General features: G+C 69.7%; 21 protein-coding genes. 13 read left to right on the top strand and 8 right to left on the bottom strand.

Annotated features, from left to right (window positions below):
* Nucleotides 1-49: 49 nt before the first annotated feature.
* Complete coding sequence (locus tag I5803_RS09650) at nt 50-1,771, bottom strand: tetratricopeptide repeat protein (protein WP_196986156.1); 1,722 nt, start codon at nt 1,769-1,771, stop codon at nt 50-52.
* A gap of 17 nt (nt 1,772-1,788) precedes the next feature.
* Nucleotides 1,789-2,691, bottom strand: a complete 903-nt coding sequence (locus I5803_RS09645; protein WP_196986155.1) for an alpha/beta fold hydrolase — start codon at nt 2,689-2,691, stop codon at nt 1,789-1,791.
* A gap of 55 nt (nt 2,692-2,746) precedes the next feature.
* Here I5803_RS09645 and I5803_RS09640 point away from each other — a divergent pair, with 55 nt between their 5' ends.
* Nucleotides 2,747-3,778: a response regulator transcription factor gene (locus tag I5803_RS09640; protein WP_196986154.1), complete on the top strand. Its 1,032-nt coding sequence runs from the start codon at nt 2,747-2,749 to the stop codon at nt 3,776-3,778.
* A gap of 12 nt (nt 3,779-3,790) precedes the next feature.
* Here the strand turns inward: I5803_RS09640 and rsgA are convergent, their stop codons facing one another.
* From rsgA to I5803_RS09625, 3 genes are all read right to left on the bottom strand, one after another.
* Nucleotides 3,791-4,861, bottom strand: a complete 1,071-nt coding sequence (gene rsgA / locus I5803_RS09635; RefSeq protein ID WP_196986153.1) for a ribosome small subunit-dependent GTPase A — start codon at nt 4,859-4,861, stop codon at nt 3,791-3,793.
* A 311-nt stretch (nt 4,862-5,172) separates the two neighbouring features.
* Nucleotides 5,173-7,353 (bottom strand): C1 family peptidase, encoded by a 2,181-nt coding sequence (locus I5803_RS09630; protein WP_196986152.1) that lies wholly within the window; start codon nt 7,351-7,353, stop codon nt 5,173-5,175.
* A gap of 93 nt (nt 7,354-7,446) precedes the next feature.
* Entirely contained in the window at nt 7,447-8,808 is a 1,362-nt protein-coding gene (locus tag I5803_RS09625) for a glycosyl hydrolase family 8 (RefSeq protein WP_196986151.1), read from the bottom strand.
* Nucleotides 8,809-9,360: 552 nt separating this feature from the next.
* On the opposite strand from I5803_RS09625, the gene I5803_RS09620 reads away from it, so the two are divergent.
* Nucleotides 9,361-10,119 (top strand): ATP-binding response regulator, encoded by a 759-nt coding sequence (locus I5803_RS09620; protein WP_196986150.1) that lies wholly within the window; start codon nt 9,361-9,363, stop codon nt 10,117-10,119.
* A 12-nt stretch (nt 10,120-10,131) separates the two neighbouring features.
* Here the strand turns inward: I5803_RS09620 and I5803_RS09615 are convergent, their stop codons facing one another.
* Genes I5803_RS09615 through xdhA form a run of 3 tightly spaced genes read right to left on the bottom strand, consistent with a single transcriptional unit; the run spans nt 10,132 to nt 14,688 of the window.
* Nucleotides 10,132-10,830, bottom strand: coding sequence for an NfeD family protein (locus tag I5803_RS09615; protein WP_196986149.1), 699 nt, complete (start codon nt 10,828-10,830; stop codon nt 10,132-10,134).
* A 16-nt stretch (nt 10,831-10,846) separates the two neighbouring features.
* On the bottom strand, nt 10,847-13,237 hold the full coding sequence (gene xdhB, locus I5803_RS09610) for a xanthine dehydrogenase molybdopterin binding subunit (RefSeq protein ID WP_196986148.1): 2,391 nt from the start codon (nt 13,235-13,237) through the stop codon (nt 10,847-10,849).
* Nucleotides 13,234-14,688 carry a xanthine dehydrogenase small subunit gene (gene xdhA, locus I5803_RS09605; RefSeq protein WP_196986147.1) on the bottom strand — a complete coding sequence of 485 codons (1,455 nt, stop codon included), beginning with the start codon at nt 14,686-14,688 and terminating at the stop codon, nt 13,234-13,236. Before xdhA ends, xdhB begins: the two co-directional genes overlap by 4 nt.
* 111 nt (nt 14,689-14,799) lie before the next feature.
* Between xdhA and I5803_RS09600 the strand changes: the two genes are divergently transcribed.
* The 11 genes from I5803_RS09600 to I5803_RS09550 all read left to right on the top strand — a co-directional run bounded on the left by I5803_RS09600 (nt 14,800) and on the right by I5803_RS09550 (nt 24,475).
* Nucleotides 14,800-16,323 carry an ABC transporter ATP-binding protein gene (locus I5803_RS09600; protein WP_196986146.1) on the top strand — a complete coding sequence of 508 codons (1,524 nt, stop codon included), beginning with the start codon at nt 14,800-14,802 and terminating at the stop codon, nt 16,321-16,323.
* A complete protein-coding gene (locus I5803_RS09595; protein ID WP_196986145.1) occupies nt 16,310-17,389 on the top strand; it encodes an ABC transporter permease in 1,080 nt (359 codons plus the stop codon). The genes I5803_RS09600 and I5803_RS09595 overlap by 14 nt, the downstream gene beginning before the upstream one ends.
* Nucleotides 17,389-18,309, top strand: a complete 921-nt coding sequence (locus I5803_RS09590; protein ID WP_196986144.1) for an ABC transporter permease — start codon at nt 17,389-17,391, stop codon at nt 18,307-18,309. Before I5803_RS09595 ends, I5803_RS09590 begins: the two co-directional genes overlap by 1 nt.
* Before the next feature lie 39 nt (nt 18,310-18,348).
* Nucleotides 18,349-19,533, top strand: a complete 1,185-nt coding sequence (locus I5803_RS09585) for a BMP family ABC transporter substrate-binding protein (protein WP_196986143.1) — start codon at nt 18,349-18,351, stop codon at nt 19,531-19,533.
* Nucleotides 19,534-19,606: 73 nt separating this feature from the next.
* On the top strand, nt 19,607-19,969 hold the full coding sequence (locus I5803_RS09580; protein WP_196986142.1) for a DUF8738 domain-containing protein: 363 nt from the start codon (nt 19,607-19,609) through the stop codon (nt 19,967-19,969).
* 2 nt (nt 19,970-19,971) lie between these two features.
* Nucleotides 19,972-21,162: an MFS transporter gene (locus tag I5803_RS09575; protein WP_196986141.1), complete on the top strand. Its 1,191-nt coding sequence runs from the start codon at nt 19,972-19,974 to the stop codon at nt 21,160-21,162.
* Between the two features lie 70 nt (nt 21,163-21,232).
* Complete coding sequence (locus I5803_RS09570; protein ID WP_196986140.1) at nt 21,233-21,742, top strand: glycine zipper 2TM domain-containing protein; 510 nt, start codon at nt 21,233-21,235, stop codon at nt 21,740-21,742.
* Between the two features lie 4 nt (nt 21,743-21,746).
* A complete protein-coding gene (locus I5803_RS09565; protein WP_231402379.1) occupies nt 21,747-22,016 on the top strand; it encodes a PepSY domain-containing protein in 270 nt (89 codons plus the stop codon).
* Nucleotides 22,017-22,020: 4 nt separating this feature from the next.
* Entirely contained in the window at nt 22,021-22,692 is a 672-nt protein-coding gene (locus I5803_RS09560; RefSeq protein ID WP_196986139.1) for a response regulator transcription factor, read from the top strand.
* Nucleotides 22,689-24,020 carry an ATP-binding protein gene (locus I5803_RS09555; protein ID WP_196986138.1) on the top strand — a complete coding sequence of 444 codons (1,332 nt, stop codon included), beginning with the start codon at nt 22,689-22,691 and terminating at the stop codon, nt 24,018-24,020. The genes I5803_RS09560 and I5803_RS09555 overlap by 4 nt, the downstream gene beginning before the upstream one ends.
* A gap of 77 nt (nt 24,021-24,097) precedes the next feature.
* A complete protein-coding gene (locus tag I5803_RS09550; RefSeq protein WP_196986137.1) occupies nt 24,098-24,475 on the top strand; it encodes a PXPV repeat protein in 378 nt (125 codons plus the stop codon).
* The last annotated feature ends 16 nt before the right edge of the window (nt 24,476-24,491 follow it).

Raw genomic sequence — 24,491 nt, 5'->3', positions numbered from 1 at the left:
CCCGTGACGTGCGCTCGAGTGTGGTGTGCCGCACACAACTTGCAGCGTTTCACACACGGTCGCGCAGGTTCGGGCTCGCTTCGGACCAACTTTTTGACAGCTCCGCGCGCACGGCCGCGGCCTCGGCGGCTTTGCCCTGGGCGCTCAGCGACGTCGCAAGCCCGCGCAATGCCCAGCCGCTGCCCGGATGTTCGGCCAGCGCCTGCCGGTAGGTCGCCTCGGCCTGCGGCCAACGTCCCGCGCGCGCCTGGAGGCCGCCCAGCGCGACACGCGTGCCGTCCGCGAGCAGCGGCGGTTCGCGTGCATCGACCTTCACGCTCGCGGCCATGGCCTGCGCCTGCAGCTTCTCCGCATCGTCGAAGCGTTTGTCGGCCAGGGCCACTTCCGCTTCGAGCCCGCTTTGCGCCATGTCGAGCATGGAGCGCACGTTCCTGTGCATGCCCGACTTGCCGTCGTTCGCCTTGCGCGTGGTGGCGGCCACTTCCTGCAGGTGCGCGAGCGACTGGCGCGCCTCGTCCATGCGGCCCAGCCGCACCTGCGCGATGCCGTGCGCGTATTCCATCCAGGCTTTTGCCAGGCCCTTGTCGCCCGGCGCCTGCGGCTCCGCCAGCGCGGCCTCCCAGTTCTCCATGCGCACGAGCGTGATGAGCGGCAGGCTGCGCACGTACTCGCCCATGATGTTCTTCGCGGCGGCGGCGCGCAGGGCCATGGCACGCGCCGCGGTCAGCGCCGCATCCTCGCGGCCCGCCATGAGCGCGGCGTACCAGAGGAAGTGCGTGTTGTGCCCGCGCCAGTCCTTGCTCACGCTGAAATCCTGCGCCTTCTCGGTGGCGGCGAGCGTGGCGTCGGCCTCGAGCGCGCGCTCGTTGACGCGCGCCGCCTCGGCGTAGCGCCCGACGTGGACGAAGGTGTGCGCGGGCATGTGCACGAGGTGCGGCGACTGCGGCGCGAGGCGTCCCAGCTTGTCAGCGGCGGCCACGGCGCGGCTCGCAACGGGCAGCGCATCGGCGACGTGGATGAGGTAGTGGTTGAGTCCCGTGTGGTCGGGGTGCAGCGCGAGTGCGCGCTCGAGGCGGTCGGCGACCTCGCCGATGCGGCCCACGGGCTGCCCGGATTTCTGCCACATCACGGGGCCCTCGGTCGAGATGATCTCGGCCTCGGCGTAGAGCGACAGGATGTCCGCATCCTGCGGGTAGCGGTCGGCGAGCGTGCGCATCCGCTGCGCGTAGGCGACGTCCAGCGGATGCGCCTTCTCGTCGTCCTCGTCCTGCGCGCCCTTGCCGCACATGTCGGCCATCAGCGGCGCGGTCTCGCGCGCGACGCTGCTGTGTCCGTAGCGCAGCGCCAGCGATTCGACGAGCGCGCGTTCGCGCGGTGTCGCGTGGTCCAGGCGCTTGAGCGCATAGCCGACGTATTGCAGGGCCTCGGCGTTGTTGTCGCGGTCGGAATTGTTGATGTTGGGCCCGAGCTGCCACGCCACGCCCCACGCGCACATCGCGCAACCGGAGTCCTGCGCGAGCGCGGCCTTGAAGATCCGCACCGCCTCGACTTCGTTGAAGGCATAGGCCTGCAGAACGCCCTGGTTGAAGAGTTCCTGCGCGCGCGGGGAGCTCGTGGTGATCGGGATATGGATCTGCCCGTAGCCGTGGAGCACCGGCGCGCGCGCGTTCGGGTCGGGCATGAAAGGCAGCAGGCTCGCGCAGGATGTGAGCAGTGCGAGCACCGCCACGGAGGCGGCGACGGGACGCAGGCGGAATGCGGTGTTCTTCATGGAGACCCTCCTCGGCTTCAGGCCCGCAAGGACGATACCAGTTCCAGCACCGCATCCGCAAACAGCCGCGGCGCTTCCTGCGGCACGTTGTGCCCGACCCCGGGCACGACGCGATGCGAGCGTGGCCCGCTGAACTGGCGCGCATGGGCCTGCGCCGGGGCCGGTGGCCGCACGCCGTCGTCGGCGCCGTCGAATGTGATGGCGGGAACGGTGATCACGGGCTGGGCGGCCAGGCGCGCTTCGATCCCTGCATAGGCCGGATCGCCGGCCGCGAGGCCGAAGCGATGGCGATAGGACTGGATCACCACGTCGACGAAGTCCGGGTTGTCGAAGGCGGGCGCGGTGCGCTCGTAGGTGGCGTCGTCGAAAGGCCAGGTCGGCGACCACAGCCGCCACAGCAGCCGATTGAATTCGCGGCGGTGCTGCGCCAGCCCCGCGCGGCCGCGCTCGCTGTGGAAGTAGTACTGGTACCAGAGGCTGTGCTCGCCCGACGGGTCGAGCGGGCGCATCGCCTTCGCGATGTCCTGGATGTTGTAGCTGTTGCAGGAGACGAGGCCCGCGCAGCGCTGCGGCCACAGGGCCGCGACCACGCACGCGGCGCGACCGCCCCAGTCGTAACCGGCCAGCACGGCCCGGGGCACGGCCAATGCATCCATCAGCGCCAGCAGGTCCGCGCCCAGGGCCGCCTGCTCGCCCGAGCGCGGCGTCGCGGCATCGAGGAAGCGCGTCGGCCCGTAGCCGCGCAGGTAGGGCACGATGACCCGGCAGCCCGCCGCCGCGAGCATCGGCGCCACCTCTTCGTACGCATGGATGTCGTAGGGGAAACCATGCATCAGGAACACCGGCGACCCCGAGGCAGGCCCTGTCTCGTGGAAGGCGATGGACAGGGGACCGGCGGCGATCTCGCGAAGCGGTGTCATGGCGAAGGCACTCCAGGGTGTGGGCGGCATTGTGGCGCATGGCTACCATACGCGCATGGCCCTCATCCTCATCGTCGAAGACGAAACCACGCAGCGTTTCGCGGCGAAGTTCAGCCTCGAGAAAGCCGGCCACAAGGTCATCGAGGCGGTGGACGGCATCGAGGGCCTCGCGCAGGCGCGCGCGCGCCTGCCCGACGTGATCGCCTGCGACGTCGTGATGCCGCGCATGGACGGCTACGAGTTCCTCGCCGCGCTGCGAGGCGACGCGCAGCTGGCCGGCATCCCGGTGCTGCTGCTCACCTCGCTCGCCGAGCGCGCGGATGTTCGCAAGGGCATGCGCAGCGGCGCGGACGACTACCTCACCAAGCCCTTCAAGTTCGCGGAGCTGGTCGAGGCGGTGCAGGGCCTGGTGGGCAAGCGCGTGCAGCGCGAATCGCAGGCCGCGCGCAGCGCGCTGACGGATCTCGAGGCCGCCATGCAGTCGCAGAAGAACGAGCTGAGCCTGCGCTACGAAGTGCAACTCCTCAACGAGCTCAATGCGCGCTGGACGAACAAGGACCAGGCGAACGTGCAGCTCCAGTTCGCCGACGCGGTGCTGGTGCTGGTGGGCGTGTTCGCGGGCCCGCTGCCCGCGAGCCCCGGCTTCAGCGAAGCCGACGAGATGCGCGCGGCCTACCAGTTCGCGCGCGACCAGCTCACGCTTTTCGGCGCGCAGCACGTCCTGCCCTGCGGCAACGACATCCTGGCGGTGTTCCCGGCCGACGTCGCGTTCCAGGAGCCGGGCGAGGCGGTCGCGCATGCGTGGCGCGCCACCGAATCCCTCGTGCGCGCGGTGCCGGTGCAGGCCCTGGCACGCGGCCCGGTGAGCCTGGTGCAGGTGGCGGACCCGATGCTGGGCGGTGCGTCGACGCAGCTGGTGGGCGGAAGCGCGTACCTGGAAGCCCAGGTCCTGCGCGACATCGCGCGATCGCGGGGCTGGGCTGTCGTCGCGGCGGAGGTCTTGCGGGCTGACTTGGAAAGCGCGAACGCGTTGGCGCCAGGCGAAGAAGGCTCCGACGCGCAGGAGCCCTTCTTTCGCGTGCGTTGAAGCGCCGGCCGCTCATCGCCGCTTCTCCTTCGCGCGCTGGTTTCCCGCCTTGCCGAGCGCCTTCCACTTCCTGCGCTGCGCGATGCGCTCCAGCGGCGTCTGCTCGCTGCGCTGCGCGTCGCGCATCAGCTTGCGCATGTTGAGCAGGCGGTCCCCGGACACGTGGTCGCGCACCGCGCAGCCCGGCTCGCCGCGATGCGTGCAATCGCGAAACCGGCACGCGGGCGCGAGCCGCTGCACGTCGTCGAAGGTGGAGGCGAGCGCCTGCGCATCCGCATCGGGGCGCCAGGTGCGTAGCCCCGGCGTGTCGATGATGCACGCGCCTTCCGGGCACAGGTGCATGGATCGCGCCGTCGTGGTGTGCCGCCCGCGCCCGTCGCCTCGGCGCACCGCGCCGGTGTCCTGCGCGGCCTCCATCGTCAGCGTGTTCGTGAGCGTGGACTTGCCCGCGCCGGAGGAGCCGAGCAGCACGAGCGTCTGCCCGGCGCCCAGCCACGGCGCGAGCGCGAGCCGCGCGTCGGCGCTCGTGCCGTTGACGGCGAGGATGGGCAGGTCGTCCGGCATGCGCTCGCGCAGCAGCGCCACCTTGCCGTGCGCATCGCCCACGGCGTCGGCCTTGGTGAGCACGACGACGCAGGCCACGCCGCAGGCGCGCACGAGCGCGATGTAGCGCTCGATGCGGCGCGCGTTGAAGTCCGCGTCCAGGCCCATCACGAGCAGGGCGGTGTCGACGTTGCTCGCGAGCGGCTGCCTGCGCCCGTCGTTCGCGCGCCGCGCGATCTGCGTGACCGGCGGCGCGCGGCGCGTGATCCAGTGGTCCTGGTGCGCGTCGGTTTCCACCAGCACCCAGTCGCCGATGGTGAGCGTGTCGCCCTGCGCCTGCAGCGCATGCAGCACGCGCGGCAGCGTGCGGGCGAGGCGCTCTTCCAGCCCGTCGTGCAGCGTGAACCAGTCGCGCTGCGTTTCGACGATCCGCATGGGGCGTGCCGCGGATTCGCCGCTGTCCTCGATCGCCGCGAACTGGTTGGCGATGAGGGGAGTGAGCCCGATACGGCTCAGCGTCTCGAATTGAAAATCGATCATGGTGTCTTTTTGGAATCGGTTGATGCGGGGATCGGGCGCGCGTGGGCGCGCACATGCCGCCTGCGCGAAGGCGCGCAGCGGGCGGAAGCAGCAAGGGCGTGGGTCGGCCGCTAGGCGCGGCGATCGGGGGCGATCAGCGAGACCGGGTCAAAAGAGGCGCGTCGCGCTAGGGCGCGATGCAGGCGGCTGGAAAGCCGGGGAGCGACGCAGGGTCAGGCGGCCGACAGGAGGGCAAGGGGCATCTGGTTCATGGCTTGGTCTCCTGTGGTGTTGAGGGAAGGCGCGAGTGTGCACCTCGCGCCGCCGGGATGTCAATAGTCCAACCACTCCAGGGGCGCGACGAGCCTGGCGCCGCGGATGCGCGCGATGGTCTCGCCGACGGCGTCGATGTTGTTGTCGAAGGAGCCGTGCGATGACGCGATGTGGTCGTTGGCCTTCGTGGTGATCACCTCCGGCGTGTCGACGGTGCGCAGCAAGGCCGGCTTCGCGCCCGGCCAGCGCGCGCGCCAGCGCTGGATTTCCGCGAGCTGGCCGGCGTCCCACTGGTCGTCGTCCTGCTCGTAGTCGGCGCGCTGCGCGCGTTCCATGCCGAGCAGCGGCATCTTGCGCACGTCGTCGAGCGCCCGCGAGACGAGGTACAGCAGCGACTTGCCGTACGCCGGCAGCGAGGGCGAGGGCAGCGCGTCAGATTTCTCGTTCGCGTCGGACAGCACGTAGAGCCACAGCGACGAGAGATTCAGGACGCCCGCATCCGCCGCCGCCACGTAGTGCGCGTTCGCGAATGCAGACGAACACGCGGCCGCGAACAGCGTCGTCGTCCTCACGCGCAGCGGCGGCGCGCCGGCCGCGCCTTGCGCGCCCGCGGCCGCGGAGACGAAGTGGCCAAGCAGGATGGAGCCGGCCGAATGCCCCGCGAGATGCAGCTCCAGTGTCTTGCCTTTTTGCGCGAGGTCGTCCGCGAGTGCCGCGAGGTTGCGCAGCAGCAGGTCCAGGCCGTGGCCGGTTTGCACGGAATCCGCCGCGTTGCCGCGCATCTCCGTCCACAGGCCCTTGCCCAGCACGTGCGCGAGCGCTTCGACCGCGCGGTCCTTCGCGTCGCCCAGCGCGTCGAGGATGCCTTTCGAGCGCGCGGCCTCGTCGCCGAGCACGCGCGCGGCGCAGTCCTGTGCGATCTGCGAGAGCGTCTCGCCCACGCCGGTCTTCCAGGTCATGAAGACCGGATAGACGCCGTTGGCCTCGAAGCACGGGCCGAGCACGCGGATGCGCTTGATGGATTCGTCCTCGCTGTTGAGGCCGCCGTGCGCGTACACCACCACCTTCAGCACCTTGTCCTGCGCGGGCATCCACTGCTGCGGCGCGATGCGCACGATCTCCTCGGCGAGGCCCTCCTTGTCGCCGGCGTCGCGCGTGAAGTCGGTCGCGGCGAGCTCGCCGTTGTTGCCCGTCACCAGCGTGTGTCGGTACGCCGAGTCGGTGGACCAGGGCTCGTACGGCTTGTGGGCGAAGGGATGGTCGAGCGGCCACGGGTCGTCGGCGGGGTTGTCGTCCTGCCGCGTGCTGCGGTCCAGGCCCGTGAGCGAGCCGCCGCGCCCGACGCGCCAGCGCGAGGCGACCATCGGCCGCGCGGAGGCCTTGCCCGTCGCGCGCACGAAGGCGGGCACGCCGAGCGCGCAGGCCCAGGCATCCGTCGCGTTCACGATCCAGTCGTCGTAGGGCAGCACCGCGAAGCCGGACGCGCCCCACTTAGTGCCCCAGGAGTTCTGCACCACGAAGCCGCGCTCGTTGTAGCCCACGAGCGCGAAGGCGTGGCCGCCGCGGCTCCTGGGATCGGTGATGGGCGCGATGTCGTTCAGGTCCGCATGCTTCTTGGGTGCGGCCGTCGCGCGCTTCGCCGCCAGCGCGTCCCAGCCGTCGTGGGCCGTCGCCGACACGTAGATCGCGCCGATGTTGACGATCGCCGCCTGCAGGTCTACCACCGAGTTGCGGTCGATGCGGTAGTACACGCCGAGCGGCCGGCGCGCGGCGTCCTCCGCCCACTTCGCACCGGGCCGCACGAATTTCGGCGTGCCGTCCTTCCCCAGCACGTAGGGCCACTCGTCCTGGCTGCACACGCCGTGCTTGTGCCAGCCCTTGAGCGCGCCGCGGCAGCTGGAGCCTTCGTAGTCCACGCCCGGCCATTCGTCGTAGCGCTTGGCGAGCTCGTAGAGCATGCGCGGGCTGACCGGGAGGAAGGGGACCTTGACGTCGTCCTGGATATGCCGCGTCCAGAACAGGTAGTTGGTGACGCAGGCGAGGCCGAATCCGGTGCAGGCGCCCTGGTTGCCCTGGTCCAGCACCAGGCCCTGCGCGACGTAGCTTGCGATGAAGCGGTCCACTTCGTCGTTGGGCGGGTAGACCGCGGGCAGCGAGCGCAGCGGCGCGCGGTAGGGAAGATCGCGCAGGTCCAGCCGGTCGGGACGCGCATCGAAGCGCCGTGCAGTCGCCTGAGTCATGTGCTACCCCTTCCCATGCCATGTGCACGGGAAGGTCATGCTAGGCCCGCGCGGCGTGCGCCGCAACCTCCATTCTGGGGAGGAAACCGGTGCTTATCGCTTGGCGGTCGACCACCAGTTGCCCGAGGCCACCGCCATCGACAGCAGCTGGATCTCGCTGTCGTAGTAGCCGGTGGTCAGGTGGGTGGCGTTCCAGTTCCACATCGTGTCCAGGAAGCCCTGGAAGCGCGCGTCGACGCAGGCGCCCGCGCAGATCGGGCCGTGGTAGGCCGCGCTGTTGCCGCCCGGGAAGTTGCCGCCCATGAGGATGGTGCCATCCAGGGCATAGCCCATGCCGATGTTCGCCGGGTCGCCCTTGGAGGACGACTGGAAAAAGTCGATCATGCGGCCCGTGATCTGCTGGAAGCGCGTGTCGCCCGACAGCACGAAGTCCGAGGAGAAGCGCCACGGGTTGCGGCAGGCGTTCCACCAGAAGTAGCCTTCCTTGTCGTTGCCGTCGCCGATGTAGCCGGTGGAGGGCTGCGCGCCGTCGTCGTTGTCGGTGTTCATGACGAAGTCGGGCATGAGTCCCACGGGCGAGTACACCGTCTGCATGCGGTTGAGCAGCTTGTACGCCTTGTCGACGGCCTTGTCCCACAGCTTGTCGCCGGTGGCGGCCGCGAATGCGCGAAAGTGGCCGATCATGTAGTCGGAGGTGCGGTTGTTCTTCGCGCTCGGCAGGCCCCGCGTGGAGCCGTCGGGGTTCATGCTCCAGGTCTTCAGCGCCTCGATGGTGTTCTTGCCTTCCTGCAGGTAGTTCCACGTCCCGCTGGAGCCCCACTGGCGGTCGGCCATCAGCAGGGCCATGGCGATGTCGAGGTCGCCGTCCATCGCGCTCCAGCCTTCGCCGCCGGAGGTGCCGTTGGCGTTGATGCGCCATTCGTTCAGGTACTTGCCGTTCGGGTCGAACGGGATCACCGCGTACGCGGGGCGGGCACGCACCACGGCCAGCAGGCCGTCGAACAGTTGCTGCGCCTGGGGATCGTGGCCGGCGAAGAGCGCGGCCAGCAGCATGCCGTAGCCCATGCCCTCGGACACGGTCATGTAGGAGGAATTGGAGAACAGCACCGCATAGCCGCCCGCGACGATGGAGCTCGCGTCGACGATGCGCGCGGCCTTCCAGGCGGAGTATTGCGTCTTGAGCAGCGTGTCCATCGACTCGGCGCTCTGCGACGGGGCGATGCCGGCGGCGTACTTGTCGAGGCGCGCGCCGAAGGGATAGGCGGCCGCCGCGCTGGGAGTGGCCGTGGCGGACAGCGGCTGCTGGGTGCCGGCAACCGGCGCCGCGGCCGGGGGGGTGTATGCGGAGTCGGTGCCGGTGGCTGCCACCGTGCCGCCGCCACCACCGCCGCCGCAACCCGTCAGGGCGACAACAGCGGCAGAGGTAGCGGATTGGAGAAAAAAGCGTCTTCTCATGTTCAACAAGTTGTAAGGAGGGGAGGCCGGGCGGGGCATGTACTGCTGACCCAGGGCCCTGTTGAAAGATGAGCTGCGGCTCCGTCCACCAGCGTGACGATGTGTGTGCCTGTTCGGCGATCCACTTGCATCGAGCTCGGCGCAACCTCAGCGAGAGCCGCGACTGTAGTAGGAGAAGTCCGACATGGCGATAGGCTCGCGCCTACGAATGTAAGGAGGCTCGGCAATTGTTAGCCGTGAATTCGTCACGAATGCGCGCTCGGCCATTTCACGAAATGCATGCGGGCAAAGGCAAAAAGATGAGCCAACGCACCGCAGGCTCAGCCGAATCTACGGATGAGGACCCCCGTTCCGTACGGCCGAGGCATGTGCGCATCGCGAACTAAAAACGGCCGAGCCACAGGGTCGCGCGCAGGCTCGGCCGTAGAAGTTGCAATTTCTCACCGGCTTGGGCGGCCGTGAATCGCGGGTAAAGGCCGGCGGCGGGCGCGCAGGGGGGCCACGGAAGAGCTATCCTCGGGGGCAGGGTAATCACAGAGAAAACCGATTCACATGTCCGTAGCACATCAGGACCATGCCGCCCACACGGTGCTGGTCGTGGACGACCATCCGGCCGCGCGCTACGCCACCTGCCGGGCCGTGCGCGCCGCCGGGTTCCAGGTCCTGGAGTGCGCCACGGGCGCCGCGGGCCTGCAGATGGCTCGGCAGGGCGTGTCGGCTGTCGTGCTGGACGTCCACCTGCCGGACCTGCACGGCTTCGAGGTGTGCCGGCTGCTGCGGGCCGATCCCGCGACCCGCACCATCCCGGTGGTGCACGTCTCGGCCATCCACGTCGGCACGAACGACATGGTCAACGGTCTGGGGGCCGGCGCCGATGCCTATTACGTGAGCCCGGTCGAGCCTTCCGTGCTGGTGGCGACGCTCGACGCCCTCATCCGCGCGCGTACGGAGATGACGTACCTGGCCGCGCAGGACCGGCGCTTCCGGGGAATTTTCGAAGGTGCGTCCAGCGCCATCGCCCTGGTGGGAGCCTCGGGGGAACTGCTGGAAGTGAATGCGGCGTTTGCCGAACTGGCCCAGACACACCGCCAGCGCCTGACCGGCGTGCACCTGAGCAAGCTGGTGCCGGTGGACTGGACGGTGCGGGTCGAAGCCCTGGCCGCCGGATGGTCCGGCACGTCCTGGACGGGGAAATTCCCGTTGAGCGCCGGCCGTCGCGGCGCGGTGCCCGTGGAATGGAGCGTCAGCCCGCATCCCGATGAGCACGCGAGCGTCGCCGTCGCGCGGCTCGACCCCGCCGGCAGGCCCTGACGGGGAGCCCGCTCAGTCGTCCAGCCGGACGAACGGGCGCGGGATCCCGCGGGCATCCCCTTCGACTGCGACCTGCCGCAGGCCTTCGGGCCCGGGCTCGGGCGCCTGCGCGGTTTCCAGGGTGACGTCGCGGACGCCGAACTTCTCCATGTCCGATGGCGACAGGTAATAGAAGGCCTCGGCGTCATAAGGGGCGATCTTGCCGAACCAGCAGATGAAGCCGTCGACGCCGATGCGCTGGAAGAACGCTGCTTCGCGCCGGGCGAGGCGGCGGGCGTCGGCCATCCGTTCGTCGCTCCAGGCGGCTTGGCCGGTCTGCTGCAGGTAGAGCACGTGCGTCATGTTGCCGTGCCAGGCCACGGCGCCGGGCCAGCCGAGGCGTTTCCTGCGTGCCGCGGGGAAGATGTAGTTGGCGCAGGAGGACAGGCAGTCGGCGGGCACCTCCACGTCCAGTTGCCGTTCGTGGATGGCTTCGGCCATGTCCAGGGCCGGGTCGACGAGGCCGCCGCGCGAGGTGATGACGAGCCGCGTGACCTGCGGGTCCTGCAGCAGCTGCAGGAACTGCGCGGCGGACGTGCGGTCGATGCGTCCATCGAAGGTGATGGTGTCGCCCGAAACCCTCACGCTGCCTGCGCGCGCCGGAAGCGACGCCATGGCCAGTGCGCACGCCAGGCCGAAGCCGTGAACGACGATGCCCCGCAGCAAATGCATCGCGCCGCCGCGTCGCTCAGCGCAGCGCGCGCAACACCGTCTCGGCCGTCGCGGGTGCCGGCATGCCGGCGGCCGAGCCGTCGGCGCGCGCACCGCTGACCGCGTCGCGCAGGGCTTCCCACACGCTGATCGCGAGCATGAAGGGCGGTTCGCCCACGGCCTTGCTGCCGCCCACGTTGTCCTCGCGGTTGGCTTCGTGCCAGAAGCTCACCTTGAAGTGCGCGGGAATGTCGCCCGTCGCCGGGATCTTGTAGGTGCTGGGGGCGTGCGTGGCGAGCAGGCCCTTGTCGTTCCACACCAGCTGCTCGGTGGTGAGCCAGCCCATGCCCTGCACGAAGCCGCCTTCGATCTGCCCGAGGTCGATCGCGGGGTTCAGGCTCGTGCCCACGTCGTGCAGGATGTCGACCTTCAGCACGCGGCTCTCTCCGGTGAGCGTGTCGATCGCGACCTCGCTGCAAGCCGCGCCGTAGGCGAAGTAATAGAAAGGCCGGCCGGTGAGCGTGGCCTTGTCGTAGTGGATCTTCGGCGTGCGGTAGAAGCCGTCGCTCCACAACTGGATGCGGTTCGCGTACGCGGCCTTCACGACCTCGTCGAAGCTGCGCGTGGACTTGGGCGTCGTCACGCGGCCGCCCGCGAAGCTGACCGCGCCCGCGCCGCAGCCGTCGAGCCCGCTCACGAAGGCCGCGAGGTTGTCGCGCACGTTGCGCGCCGCGAACTGCGCCGCGCGGCCGTTCAGGTCCGTGCCGCTGGACGCCGCCGTCGCCGACGCGTTGGGCACCTTGCTCGTGTCGGCCGCCGTGGAGCGCACGCGCTCGAACGGCACGCCGAGCTCGTCCGCGACGATCTGCGCGACCTTGGTGTTGAGGCCCTGGCCCATCTCCGTGCCGCCGTGGTTCACCTGCACGCTGCCGTCGGTGTACACGTGCACCAGCGCGCCGGCCTGGTTGAAGAAGGTGGCGGTGAAGCTGATGCCGAACTTGACCGGCGTGATTGCGATGCCGCGCCGGATGACGCCGCCCTTCGCGTTCCACGCGGCGACCTCCGCGCGGCGTTCGCGGTACCGCGCGTCGCGCTCGAGCTGCATGATGAGCGGATGCAGGATGTTGTCCTCCACCTTCATCCGGTAGTGCGTGACGTTGCGGTCTTCCACGCCGTAGAGGTTGCGCAGGCGCACGTCCAGCGAGTCGAGCCCGAGCCTGCGCGCGATGTCGCCGAGGATTGCCTCGATCACGATCACGCCCTGCGGCCCGCCGAAGCCGCGGAAGGCCGTGTGGCTCTGCGTGTTCGTCTTGCAGCGGTAGGACACGATCTCGACGTCCGAGAGGAAGTACGCGTTGTCGGCGTGGAAGATCGCGCGGTCGGCGACGGGGCCGGACAGGTCCGCGGAGAAGCCGCAGTTCGCGAGCATCGTGAGCTTGAGCGCCGTGACGAGGCCGCTGCCGTCGTAGCCCACGGTGTAGTCGTAGGCGAAGGGGTGGCGCTTGCCGGTGATCATGAAGTCGTCGTCGCGGTCCAGCCGCAGTTTCACCGGCCGCCTGAACTTGCGCGCGGCGAGCGCCGCCCACACCGCGAGGTGCCCGGCCTGCGTCTCCTTGCCGCCGAAGCCGCCGCCCATTCGCCGGCACTCCACCGTCACCGCGTTGTTCTCCAGCCCGAGCGCATGCGCGACCCAGTGCTGGATCTCTCCGGGGTGCTGGGTGCTGGAGTGGATCCACCATTGGTCCTGCTCCAGCGGCAGCGCGTACGCCACCTGCCCTTCGAGGTAGAAGTGCTCCTGCCCGCCGACTTCGAGGTGTCCCGTCATGGTGTGGACGGACTGCTTCAACGCGCCGTCGGCGTCGCCGCGCCGCACCGTCACCGGCGGCAGCACGTAACTCTTCGCGGCGTGCGCGTCGCGCGGCGACAGGATCGGCGCGAGCGGCGAGATGTCGGGCTGGACCTTGCGGGCCGCGCGGCGCGCCTGCATCACGGTGTCCGCGACGACGAGGCCGATCACCTGGCCGACATGCTGCACGGTGTCGCGCGCGAAGATCGGTTCGTCGCCGACGAAGGTCGCCAGCATCGGGTCGCCGGGGATGTCCGCCGCGAGCACAACGCCGCGCACGCCCGGCATGGCGAGTGCCGCGGCCGCATCCACGCCGCGCAGCTTGCCGTGCGCGACGCTGGAGAGAATCGGCGCCGCATGCAGTGTGCCCTTGACCTCCGGGATGTCGTCGACATAGGGGGCGCTGCCGGCGACCTGCGCCCTCGCGCTCTCGTGCGGCCGCGAACTGCCCATCGCGCGGCCCGTGTCCGCCTCGGCATGCGGCGAGTCCGTGCCGGGCGCGAGGTTGCGCTCGCCCGCGTCGGCCGGCCCGCCCGGCCCGCCGCCGGTCGACGCGTTGAATTCCTTGTCCCGCATGTTCATGCAGACACCTCGCTGATCGTGATGGACTCCAGGTTGATCCCCTGCACGCCCTGGCTCTCCAGCCAGAAGCGCTGCATCAGGTTGCCCAGGACTTCGCTGCGGTAGGCGGCGGAGGCGCGCATGTCGCTGATCGGCTGGAACTGCGCGCGCAGCGATGCCGCGGCCGCTTGCGCCGCGTCGGCCGTCCAGCGCTTGCCGCGCAGGGCGGCTTCGGCCTGCACGGCGCGTACGGGCGTCGCGGCCACGCCGCCGGCGCCGATGCCGGCCTGCGCCACCACGCCGTCCTGCAGCGCGAGGTTCACCACGAGGCACACGGCGGAGATGTCGTCGTCATAGCGCTTGCTGATCTTGTAGGCGCGCAGGAACTCGTCCTGGCGCGGCAGCGGCACCTTGATCCACGCGAGCACTTCATCGGGGGCGAGCACGTTCTTGCGATAGCCGGTGTAGAAGTCTTCGAGCGGCATCTCGCGATGGCCGCGCGCGCTCATGAGCACGATGCTCGAGCCCAGCGCGATGAGCAGCGGCATCGAGTCGCCGATGGGCGAGCCGTTCGCGACGTTGCCTCCCAGCGTGCCGGAATTGCGCACCGGCAACCCGGCGAAGCGGTTCGCGAAGGTCTTGAGTTGCGGGCGGTCGGCGGCGAGGGCGCCGTAGGCATCCTCCAGGGTCACCGCCGCGCCGATGGCGATGTGGTTCGCGAAGCGTTCCACGCGCCGCAATTCCTCCACCGCGGTCACGTCGAGCACCTGCGCGAATTCCATGTGCATCTTCGTCACCCACAGGCCGGCGTCGGTGCAGCCGGCGACGACCTGCGCCTGGGGGTGCGCGGCGCGCAATGCGAGCAGCGAGGCGAGCGATGCCGGCCGCATGTAGCCGCCGGCGTCCGGCGCGGGCCGCAGCGCGGCCAGTTGCGCGCGCAGCGCCTTCTCGTTCACGCGCACCGCGGGCAGCTTCGCCATCTCCTGCGCCGCCTCGAGGATGGGCCGGTAGCCCGTGCATCGGCACAGGTTGCCCGAGAGTTCTTCCTGCGCGAGCTCCCGCGTCACGGCCTCGCCCTTGCACACGTGGTTCTGGTACATCCCGAACAGGCTCATGACGAAGCCGGGGGTGCAGAAGCCGCATTGGGAGCCGTGGGAGCGCACCATCGCCTCCTGCGCCGGGTGCAGGGTGCCGTCGCCGGCCGCGAGGTCTTCCACCGTCCACAGCGCCATGCCGTCCACCGAATGCGCGAGGCGGATGCAGCTGTTGATCGCGCGATAGCGCAGCGCGCCACCCTCGACCTCGCCCAGCACCACGGTGCAGGCGCCGCAATCGCCCTCGCCGCAGCCTTCCTTGGTGCCGGTGCACGCGAGATCCTCGCGCAGCACTTCCAGCAGCGTGCGCGCGGGTGGTACATTGTCCAGCGCAACCAGCTCGCCGCGGCGGATGAATCGGAGGGTCTTGGATTCCATATCAACGCATGTTAGGTGTTGTCAGGCCTTTCGGGCAGTACTGAGAATGTTTCACTTCGCAGCTTCCCGCGAGAGTGCGCAGGTCACGATGCGCACCGGAGGACGACGCCCGTGACCGCCCGGCTCCAGCTCGCCCACATCACCAAGCGCTACCCGGCGGTCGTCGCCAACAGCGACGTGTCGCTCACCGTCCAGCCCGGGGAGATCCATGCCGTCCTCGGCGAGAACGGCGCGGGCAAGTCCACCCTCATGAAGATCATCTACGGCAGCGTCAAGCCCGACGAGGGCAGCGTGCTGTGGAACGGCGAGCCCGTGCACGTGCGCAACCCGCAGGAGGCGCGGGCGCTGGGCATCAGCATGGTGTTCCAGCATTTCAGCCTGTTCGACACGCTCACCGTGGCGGAGAACGTGTGGCTGGGACTGGACAAGCACCTCACGCTCGCGCAGGTGACGCAAAGCATCACCGCCAAGGCGGGCGAGTACGGCCTCGACATCGATCCGCAGCGGCCCGTCCATACGCTCTCGGTGGGCGAGATGCAGCGCGTGGAGATCATCCGGGCCCTGCTCACGAACCCCAAGCTGCTGATCCTGGACGAACCCACCTCCGTGCTGACCCCGCAGGCGGTGGAGAAGCTCTTCGTGGTGCTGAACAAGCTGGCCTCCGAGGGCTGCAGCATCCTCTACATCAGCCACAAGCTGCACGAAATCCGCGAGCTGTGCACCGCGTGCACCGTGCTGCGCGGCGGCCAGGTGACGGGCGTGTGCAACCCGCAGGACGAATCGAACGCGTCGCTCTCGCGGCTCATGATCGGCGCGGAGCCGCCGCAGCTCGAGCACCACGAGCGCCAGGCCGGCGAGGTCGTGCTGGCCGTGCGCGACCTGCGCCTGCCGCGGGGTGACCAGTTCGGCGTGGACCTGGACGGCGTCACGCTCGAAGTGCGCGCCGGCGAGGTCGTCGGCATCGCCGGCGTGTCGGGCAACGGCCAGAAGGAGTTGCTGTACGCGCTCTCGGGCGAGGACACGCGCGCGCAGGCGCCGATGATCCAGGTGTTCGGCCGCGATGCCGCGCGCCTCGGCCCGGCGCAGCGCCGCGCGCTGGGCGTGCACTTCGTGCCGGAGGAGCGGCTGGGCCGCGGCGCGGTGCCCACGCTCGGGCTCGCGCACAACCTGCTGCTCACGCGCGACGACGCGATCGGCCGGGGCGGATGGATCCGCGTGAAGACCCTGCAGCAGCAGGCGAAGGACATCATCGCCCGCTTCAACGTGAAGGCCGGCGGGCCCGACGCGGCGGCGAAGTCGCTGTCCGGCGGCAACCTGCAGAAGTTCATCGTGGGCCGCGAGATCGACGCGAACCCGAAGCTCCTCATCGTCTCGCAGCCCACCTGGGGCGTGGACGTCGGCGCGGCGGCGCAGATCCGCGGCGCCATCCTCGCCCTGCGCGATGCCGGCTGCGCGGTGCTCGTGGTGAGCGAAGAGCTCGACGAGCTGTTCGAAGTGTGCGACCGCCTGCATGTGATCGCGAAGGGGCGGCTCTCGCCGTCCATCGCCCGCGCGCAGGCGACGGTGCCGCAAGTGGGCGAGTGGATGAGCGGTTTGTGGACGTCGGGACAGGGTGACATGCATGCTCAAGCTTGAGCCCCGGCCGCAGGCCTCGAAATTCTGGAGCGTGGCCTCGCCGATCCTCGCGCTGCTGATCACCGTGGTCATCGGCGTGATCCTCTTCGTCGCGCTCGGCAAGGACCCGGTGAAGGGACTCCAGGTGTTTTTCTGGGAGCCGATCAAGTCGCCGTACGCGCTGGGCGAGTTGACGGTCAAGGCCACGCCGCTGCTCGTCATCGCCCTGGGCCTGGCGGTGTGCTTCCGCTCCAACGTATGGAACATCGGGGCGGAGGGCCAGTTCATCATCGGCGCGGTGGCCGCCGGTGGCGTGGCGCTGCTCGCGGGCAAGGACACCGGCCGCTGGATCGTGATGGCGATCGTGCTGGCGGGCATCCTCGGGGGCATGGCCTGGGCCGGATTCGTGGCGCTGCTGCGCGACCGGTTCAACGCGAACGAGATCCTCGTGAGCCTGATGCTGGTGTACGTCGCGGACATGGTCCTCAGCTACCTGGTCTACGGGCCCTGGAAGGACCCTGCGGGCTACAACTTCCCGCAGACCAAGAATTTCGACGCGATCACGCAGATTCCGCGCCTGATGCAGGGGTCGCGCGTGAGCATCGGCCTGCTCATCGCGCTGGCGGGCGTGGCGGCGCTCTGGGTGTTCCTGTTCCGCACGCGCGCGGGGTTCGCGCAGCAGGTCGGCGGGCTCGCGCCCGCCGCCGCGCGCTATGCCGGCTTTTCCTCGCGCAAGGCACTGTGGATCGCGCTGCTCACCTCCGGCGGCGCGGCGGGGCTCGCGGGCGCGCTCGAGGTCGCGGGGCCGATCGGCCAGCTCACGCCGTACGTGCCGGCGGGCTACGGTTTCGCGGCCATCATCGTCGCCTTCGTCGGGCGGCTGCACCCGGTGGGGATGGTGTTCTCTGCGGTGCTCATGAGCATGTTCTACATCGGCGGCGAGCTCGCGCAGTCCCGCCTGGGGCTGCCCAAGTCGCTGACCGGCGTGTTCCAGGGCCTGCTGCTGTTCACGCTGCTGGCCTGTGACACCCTCATGGCCTACCGCCTGCGCTTCGCGGCGCGGCCCGCGCTGAAGGAATCGGCCTGATGGAATCCTACGCACTGCTGTTCGCGGCAACGCTCAATGCGGGCACGGTGCTCGCCATCGCGGCGTTGGGCCTCCTGATCAACGAGAAGGCCGGCATCGTCAACCTGGGCGCCGAAGGCATGATGCTGTGCGCCGCCGTCGCCGGGTTCGCGACCGTGGTGCATACCGGCAACGACTGGATCGGCTTCGCCGCCGGCATGGGCGCGGGCGCGGTGCTCGCCTTCCTCTTCGGCCTGCTCGTGATCTGGCTCAATACCAACCAGTACGCGACCGGCCTCGCGCTCAGCCTGTTCGGCGCGGGCTTTTCCGCCTTCGCGGGCATCAAGTACGTGCAGGAGAAGTTGCCGGAGCGGCCGCACTTCTCGATTCCCCTCCTGGGCGACATCCCGCTGCTCGGCCCCGCGCTCTTCCGCCAGCACCCGATGGTGTACCTCACCATGGCGCTCGTGGCGTGGCTGATCTGGTTCCTGTACCGCTCCCGCACCGGATTGGTGTTGCGGTCGGTGGGCGAGTCGCCCGAATCCGCGCATGCCCTGGGCTACCCGGTGCGCCGCATCCGCCTGGCCGCCGTCGTCGCAGGCGGCGCGCTGTGCGGCCTGGCGGGGGCCTACATCTCCGTCGTGTACACGCCGCTCTGGGTGGAGGGCATGGTGGCGGGCAAGGGCTGGATCGCGCTGGCGCTCACCACCTTCGCCACCTGGCGCCCGGCCCGGGTCTTGCTGGGGGCCTACCTGTTCGGCGGCGTCACCATGTTGCAGTTTCACTTCCAGGGCATCGGCGTGGACATCCCCAGCCAGTTCCTCACGATGCTCCCCTACCTGGCGACCATCGTGGTGCTGGCCCTCATTTCGCGCAACCCGGCCTGGATCCGCATCAACATGCCGGCGTCGCTGGGCAAGCCGTTTTATCCCGGCTCATAATCACCGTTTTCGTCACACCTATGGAGAAGGACCCCGGCCATGATTGACTCGAAGAAGCGATCGATGCTGAAGCTTGCCGCGCTGACCGCGATGGCGGCTGCGGCGCTTGCAGGATGCAGCAAGACAGAGGCACCGGCGCCCGCGCCCGCCGCGCCAGCCCCCGTGGCCTCCGCCGCGGCCCCCGCGCCCAAGCCCGAACCCCTGAAGATCGCCTTCGCCTACGTCGGCCCGGTGGGCGACGGCGGCTGGACCTTCGCGCACGACAACGGCCGCAAGGCGATCGAGAAGGAATTCGGCGACAAGATCGTCACGAGCTTCGTCGAGAAGGTGCCGGAATCGGCCGACGCCGAGCGCGTGCTGCGCGACATGGTGTCCCAGGGCAACAAGCTGATCTTCGGCACGACCTTCGGCTACATGGAGCCGATGCTCAAGGTCGCCGCCGACAGCAAGGACGTGAAGTTCGAGCATGCTACCGGCTACAAGAACGCCCCGAACATGCGCGCCTACGATAGCCGCACGTACGAAGGCGCGTACATGGCGGGCGTGATCGCGGGCAAGATGACCAAGACGAACACGCTGGGCGTGGTCGGCTCGATCCCGATCCCGGAAGTGATCCGCAACATCAACAGCTTCACGCTCGGCGCGCAGTCGATGAACCCGAAGGTGAAGGTCAAGGTGGTGTGGGTGAACGAGTGGTTCAGCCCGCCCAAGGAAACCGAGGCCGCGACGTCCCTCATCAACGGCGGCGCCGACGTGCTGATGCAGAACACCGACTCGTCGGCCGTGCTGCAGACGGCGGAGAAGATGGGCAAGCGCGCCTTCGGCTGGGACAGCGACATGACGGCCTACGGCCCGAAGGCGCACCTGGGCTCCGCGGCGATCAACTGGGCGCCGTACTACATCAAGGCCACGCGCGACGCGCTGGAAGGCAAGTGGGCCACCTCCGCCGAGAAGACCTGGTGGGGCGTGAAGGAAGGCGCGATCGACATGGTGTCCATCGCCGCCGACGTGCCGGAAGACGCCAAGAAGAAGGTCGACGAAGTGCGCGCCGGCCTGAAGGACGGCAGCTTCTCGATCTGGAAGGGCCCCATCATGGGCCAGGACGGCAAGCCCATCAAGGACGCCGAAGGCAAGGAATGGACCGGCAGCGATGCGCAGCTCGGCGGCATCAACTTCTATGTCAAGGGCGTGGAAGGCAAGGTCCCCGGCGGCGACAAGAAGTAAGCCAATTGCTCCTTCCCCGAAAAGCGCGGCGCTGCCGCGCTTTTTTCATGGGCGCCGCGTATCCTTGGATGCTGTGCACACTTTCCTGATCCGATCCGTCCTGGTCGCTGCGTCGCTGCTGGCACCCATCACCGCGCGCAGCCAGTGGGCCGACCCCGCTGCCGCCGTGGCGGCCGCGCGCGAGGATGCGGTGCGACGCGCCGGCATCCCCGAAGGCGAACTGCAAGTGCTGTCGGTGGAGCGCGTCACCTGGCCCGACGCGAGCCTGGGGTGCCCGCGCGAAGGCGTGCTCTATACGCAGGCGCTGGTGAAGGGCTGGCGCGTGCGGTTGCAATCCGCCGCGGGCGAGCTGGACTACCACCTCGGCGAGCGCGGCGCGCCGCTGCCGTGCCCGCCCGGCCGCTCCAGGGCGCCCCTGCCGGCTTCGAGCAACTGAACATGGCCGCTGCGCGCATCCCCGCGGGCGTCTGGGTCCTCGGCCTCGTCAGCATGCTCATGGACATCTCCTCGGAGATGATCCACAGCCTGCTGCCGGTGTTCATGATGACGGGCCTGGGTGCGAGCGCGACGGCGGTCGGGCTGGTCGAAGGCCTGGGCGAGGCGACGGCGCTGATCGTGAAGATCTTCTCCGGCACGCTGAGCGACTACCTCGGCAAGCGCAAGGGCCTGGCGGTGCTCGGCTACGGCATGGGCGCTGCGAGCAAGCCTCTGTTCGCCATGGCGAATTCGCTCGGCGTCGTCGTGTGCGCCCGCTTCATCGACCGGGTCGGCAAGGGCATCCGCGGCGCGCCGCGCGATGCCCTCGTCGCGGACATCACGCCCGCCCACCTGCGCGGCGCCGCGTTCGGGTTGCGGCAGTCGCTGGACACGGTGGGCGCGTTCGCGGGCCCCCTGGTCGCCGTGGGCTTGATGCTGCTCTGGTCCAACGACTTCCACCGCGTGTTCTGGGTCGCGGTCATCCCGGGCGCGCTGGCTGTGCTGCTGTTGTGCTTCGGCCTGCGCGAGCCGGCGCGGCCGCCGGCGCAGCAGCGCGTCAATCCGCTTCGCCGCGAGTCGATGAAGCGCCTGCCCGCCGCGTTCTGGTGGATCGTCGCGATCGGCGCGGCGTTCACCCTGTCGCGCTTCAGCGAGGCATTCCTGGTGCTGCGCGCGCAGGGCACGGGCTTTCCCATCGCGCTGGTGCCGCTGGTGCTGGTGGCGATGAACCTCGTCTATGCCGCTTCCGCCTACCCCTTCGGCAAGCTCGCCGACCGCGTCGACCACCTGCGCCTGCTGGCGATCGGCGTGGCCGTGCTGCTGGCCGCCGATGTCGTCCTGGCGCTGGCGGCCCACTGGAGCGTGGTGATGGCCGGGGTGGTGCTCTGGGGACTGCACATGGGCATGACGCAGGGCCTGCTGGCCGCGATGGTCGCGGATGCCGCGCCGGCCGAACTGCGTGGCACGGCCTTCGGCCTGTTCAACCTGGTGAGCGGCGTCGCGATGCTGGCCGCCAGCGTGCTGGCGGGCGTGCTGTGGGACGCCGGGGGGCCGGCCGCCACGTTCTACGCGGGCGCGATTTGCTGCGTGGCGACGCTCGCCGTCCTGGCCGCCGTACGGACCCGGGTGCCCGTGAAGCCGCCCGCGGCCTGAATCCTGTTCGTTCAGCCTGCATTCATGCAGGCACCCGGATGATCGCTCCATCACAACCGAAGGAGCCCTCATGAACCGCATCGCCATCGCCTCCCTGATCGCCGCCGCAGCCGCCGGCGCGCACGCCGAGACCTACCTGGACAACGCACGGGTGCGCAGCGCCGATCCGCAGTTCGAGAGCGTCAGCGTCCCGCGCGAGGAGTGCAGCCGCCAGCTGGTAAGCGAGGTGCGCCGCGTGGACGGCGACCGCAATTACGGCGGTGTGGTGGTCGGAGGCGTGGCCGGTGCGGTGCTCGGCAACCAGGTCGGCCAGGGCCACGGCCGCGAAGCCGCCACCGCGCTCGGCGCCGTGGTCGGCGCGTTGGCGGGCGACCGCATCGCCAACGGCGACCGGGTGCAGCAGTACCAGGAAGTCCCGCGCGAAGTGACCACATGCCGCACCGTCAACGAGGTGCAGAACCGCCTCACCGGCTACCGCGTCGCCTACGAGTACCGCGGCCAGCAGTTCACCACGCTGATGCGCGAGAACCCCGGCCCCAGCCTGCAGGTCCGGGTTTCGGTCGAGCCTGCCGGAAGGTAATAACATGCGCAGACGTCTCTGGCTGCTTCCGCTGAAAATGAACCTGCTCATCCTGCCGATCCTGCTCGTCCTCCTCCTTCTCACCGGCCCCGCATGGGCCGACGTGAGCCGGGACGACGCGGCCGCCGTCGCGCAGCGCATGACCAACGGGCGCGTTCTGTCGGTGGAGCGGTCCGAGGCGGGCCGGCGCGTCGTGTGGCGCGTGAAGGTGGTCACGGCGCAGGGCGAGGTCCGCGTGATCCTGATCGACGCCGCCACGGGCCGGCCGCTGTAATGCCATGCGCCTGCTGCTGATCGAGGACGAGGCGCCGCTGCGGCTCACGCTGGCTCGCCAGCTCGAAGCGGACGGCTACCGCGTCGACCAGGCGAATGACGGGGAAGACGGCCTCTTCCAGGCGCGCGAATATCCCGTCGACCTCGCCATCGTCGACCTTGGTCTGCCCAAGCGGAGCGGCCTTTCCGTGGTGGAGCAGCTGCGCGCCGACGGCCGCACCCTCCCCATCCTGATCCTCACCGCGCGCGGCAGCTGGCAGGACAAGGTGACGGGGCTGGAGGCGGGCGCCGACGACTACCTCGTCAAGCCTTTCGAATACCCGGAGCTCGCCGCCCGCGTGAAGGCGCTCTTGCGCCGCTCGCTCAAGGCCACCTCCGACGTGCTCACGCTCGGGCCGCTCGCCATCGACTTCTCCGCGCAGTCCGCGAAGCTCCACGGCGAGCCGCTGGACCTCACCGCCTTCGAATACCGCGTGCTCGAATTCCTGGTGCGCGAGCGCGCGCGCGTGGTGACCAAGCAGGAGCTCGCCGATTACCTGTACCCGCACGACGAGGACCGCGACAGCAACGTGCTGGAGGTGCTGATCGGCCGCCTGCGCCGCAAGCTCGACGCGGACGGCACGCTCGCGCCCATCGAAACCCTGCGCGGCCGGGGGTACCGCCTCACGCTCCAATGAAGGTCCAGGACTCCATCCGCGCGCGCCTGATCCTGGGCGCCGCCGTGGTGCTGGTCACTTTCGTCGCGGGCGCGGGCTGGGCGGTGCAGCGCGCGCACCAGGACAGCGTGCTCACCCAGCGCTTCGCGCAGCTGCAAAGCACGGTGTACCTGCTGCTCGCCGGCGCGGAGATCGACGACGCGGGCGCGCTCGTCATGCCGCCGTCCTTTCCCGAGCCGCGCCTGTCGCTGCCCGCCTCCGGGCTGTATGCCAATGTCGTCAACGTCGCGAAGCGCGAGGAGTGGCAGTCGCCTTCCACCGTGGGCGCGGAGCCTCCCTTCCAGCGCGACGTGCCCGTCGGGCAATGGCGTTACGACACGCGCACCACGCAGGGCCGCACCTACCTCGCCGCGAGCTACGGCGTGAGCTGGGCGGGCAAGACGCAGCCCGTGCCGCTGGTGCTCTCGGTGCTGGAGGACAAGTCGGAATTCAACCGCGAGATCGCTGTCTTCGAACGCACCATGTGGACCTGGCTCGCGGGGGCTTCGCTCTTGCTGCTGCTCTCGCAGACGCTGCTGCTCGAATGGGGCCTGTCGCCGCTGCGCCGCGTGGCGCGCGAAGTGCGGCGCATCGAACAGGGCGAGCAGTCCGAGGTCGAAGGGCGCTATCCCGCCGAGATCGCCGCGCTCACCGGCAACCTCAACACGCTCATCAAGCAGGAGCGCGTGCGCCAGACGCGCTACAAGGAGGCGCTGAGTTTTCTCGCGCACAGCCTGAAGACGCCCCTGGCCGTGCTGCGCGGCGCGCTGCACGAGCCCGCGGAGCTGCCGGCCGCGGTGACGCAGCAGGTGGCGCGCATGGACGACATCGTGCAGCACCAGCTCGGCCGCGCGGCGGCCAGCGGATTGGCGCGTTTCGCGCCGCACCTTGCGATCGCGCCGGTGCTGCATCGCATCCGGGACTCCCTGCAGAAGGTCTACGCGGACAAGTCGCTGGACTTCGCCATCGACTGCCCGGCCGGCCTCAGCTGGCGCATCGACGAGGGCGATGCCTTCGAGATGCTCGGCAACGTCATGGACAACGCGGCCAAGTGGGCCGTGCACCGGGTGCGCGTGAAAGCGTGGACCGAGCGCAGGCGCCTCGTGCTGGAGATCGACGACGACGGCAAGGGCTTCGGCGACACGCAGGCCATCCTGCAGCTGCATGTGCGCGCCGACGAGCAGGTGCCCGGGCACGGGGTGGGCCTGGCGGTGGTGAACGACCTGGTGGCCAGCCACGAGGGGGAACTGAAGCTGGAGCGCTCGGAATGGGGCGGGGGGCGCGTGCGCATCGCGCTTCCCGCAGCCTGAACGGATTTCTGCGATCCGTTCAGTCAGCGTTCATGCAGGCAGGCAGATGATGGACCCATCCCAACCAAGGAGTCCACATGAAAGCCTCTCTCTCCGCCAAATTGCTCGCAGGCGCCGCCCTGGCGGTCGCGGGCCTCGGTGCCGCCTCCGCGGCGCATGCCCGCAGCGACGTCTTCTTCTCCATCGGCCTGCAAGGCGCGCCGGTGTACGTGGAGCCCGCGCCCGTGTACGTGCAGCCCCGCCCGGTCTACGTGCAACCCCGGCCGTACTACGAACAGCGCCCGGTGTACGTCGAGTCCGAGCCGATCTACCTCGGCCCCGCGCCGATCTACTTCCGCACCACGTATGAGGAGCGCGCCTGGCGCCGTGCCGAATGGCAGCGCCGCGAATGGGCACGCACCCACCACCATGGCGGCGGCTGGGAACGCCACCACCGCGACGGCCGCCGCGACTGAAGCCCCCCGGCGGGCG

It is taken from the genome of Caenimonas aquaedulcis, from assembly GCF_015831345.1.
Taxonomy (GTDB): domain Bacteria; phylum Pseudomonadota; class Gammaproteobacteria; order Burkholderiales; family Burkholderiaceae_C; genus Ramlibacter; species Ramlibacter aquaedulcis.
Note: the sequence above shows the minus strand (reverse complement) of the source record. Positions and strands in the feature narration are given on the sequence as shown.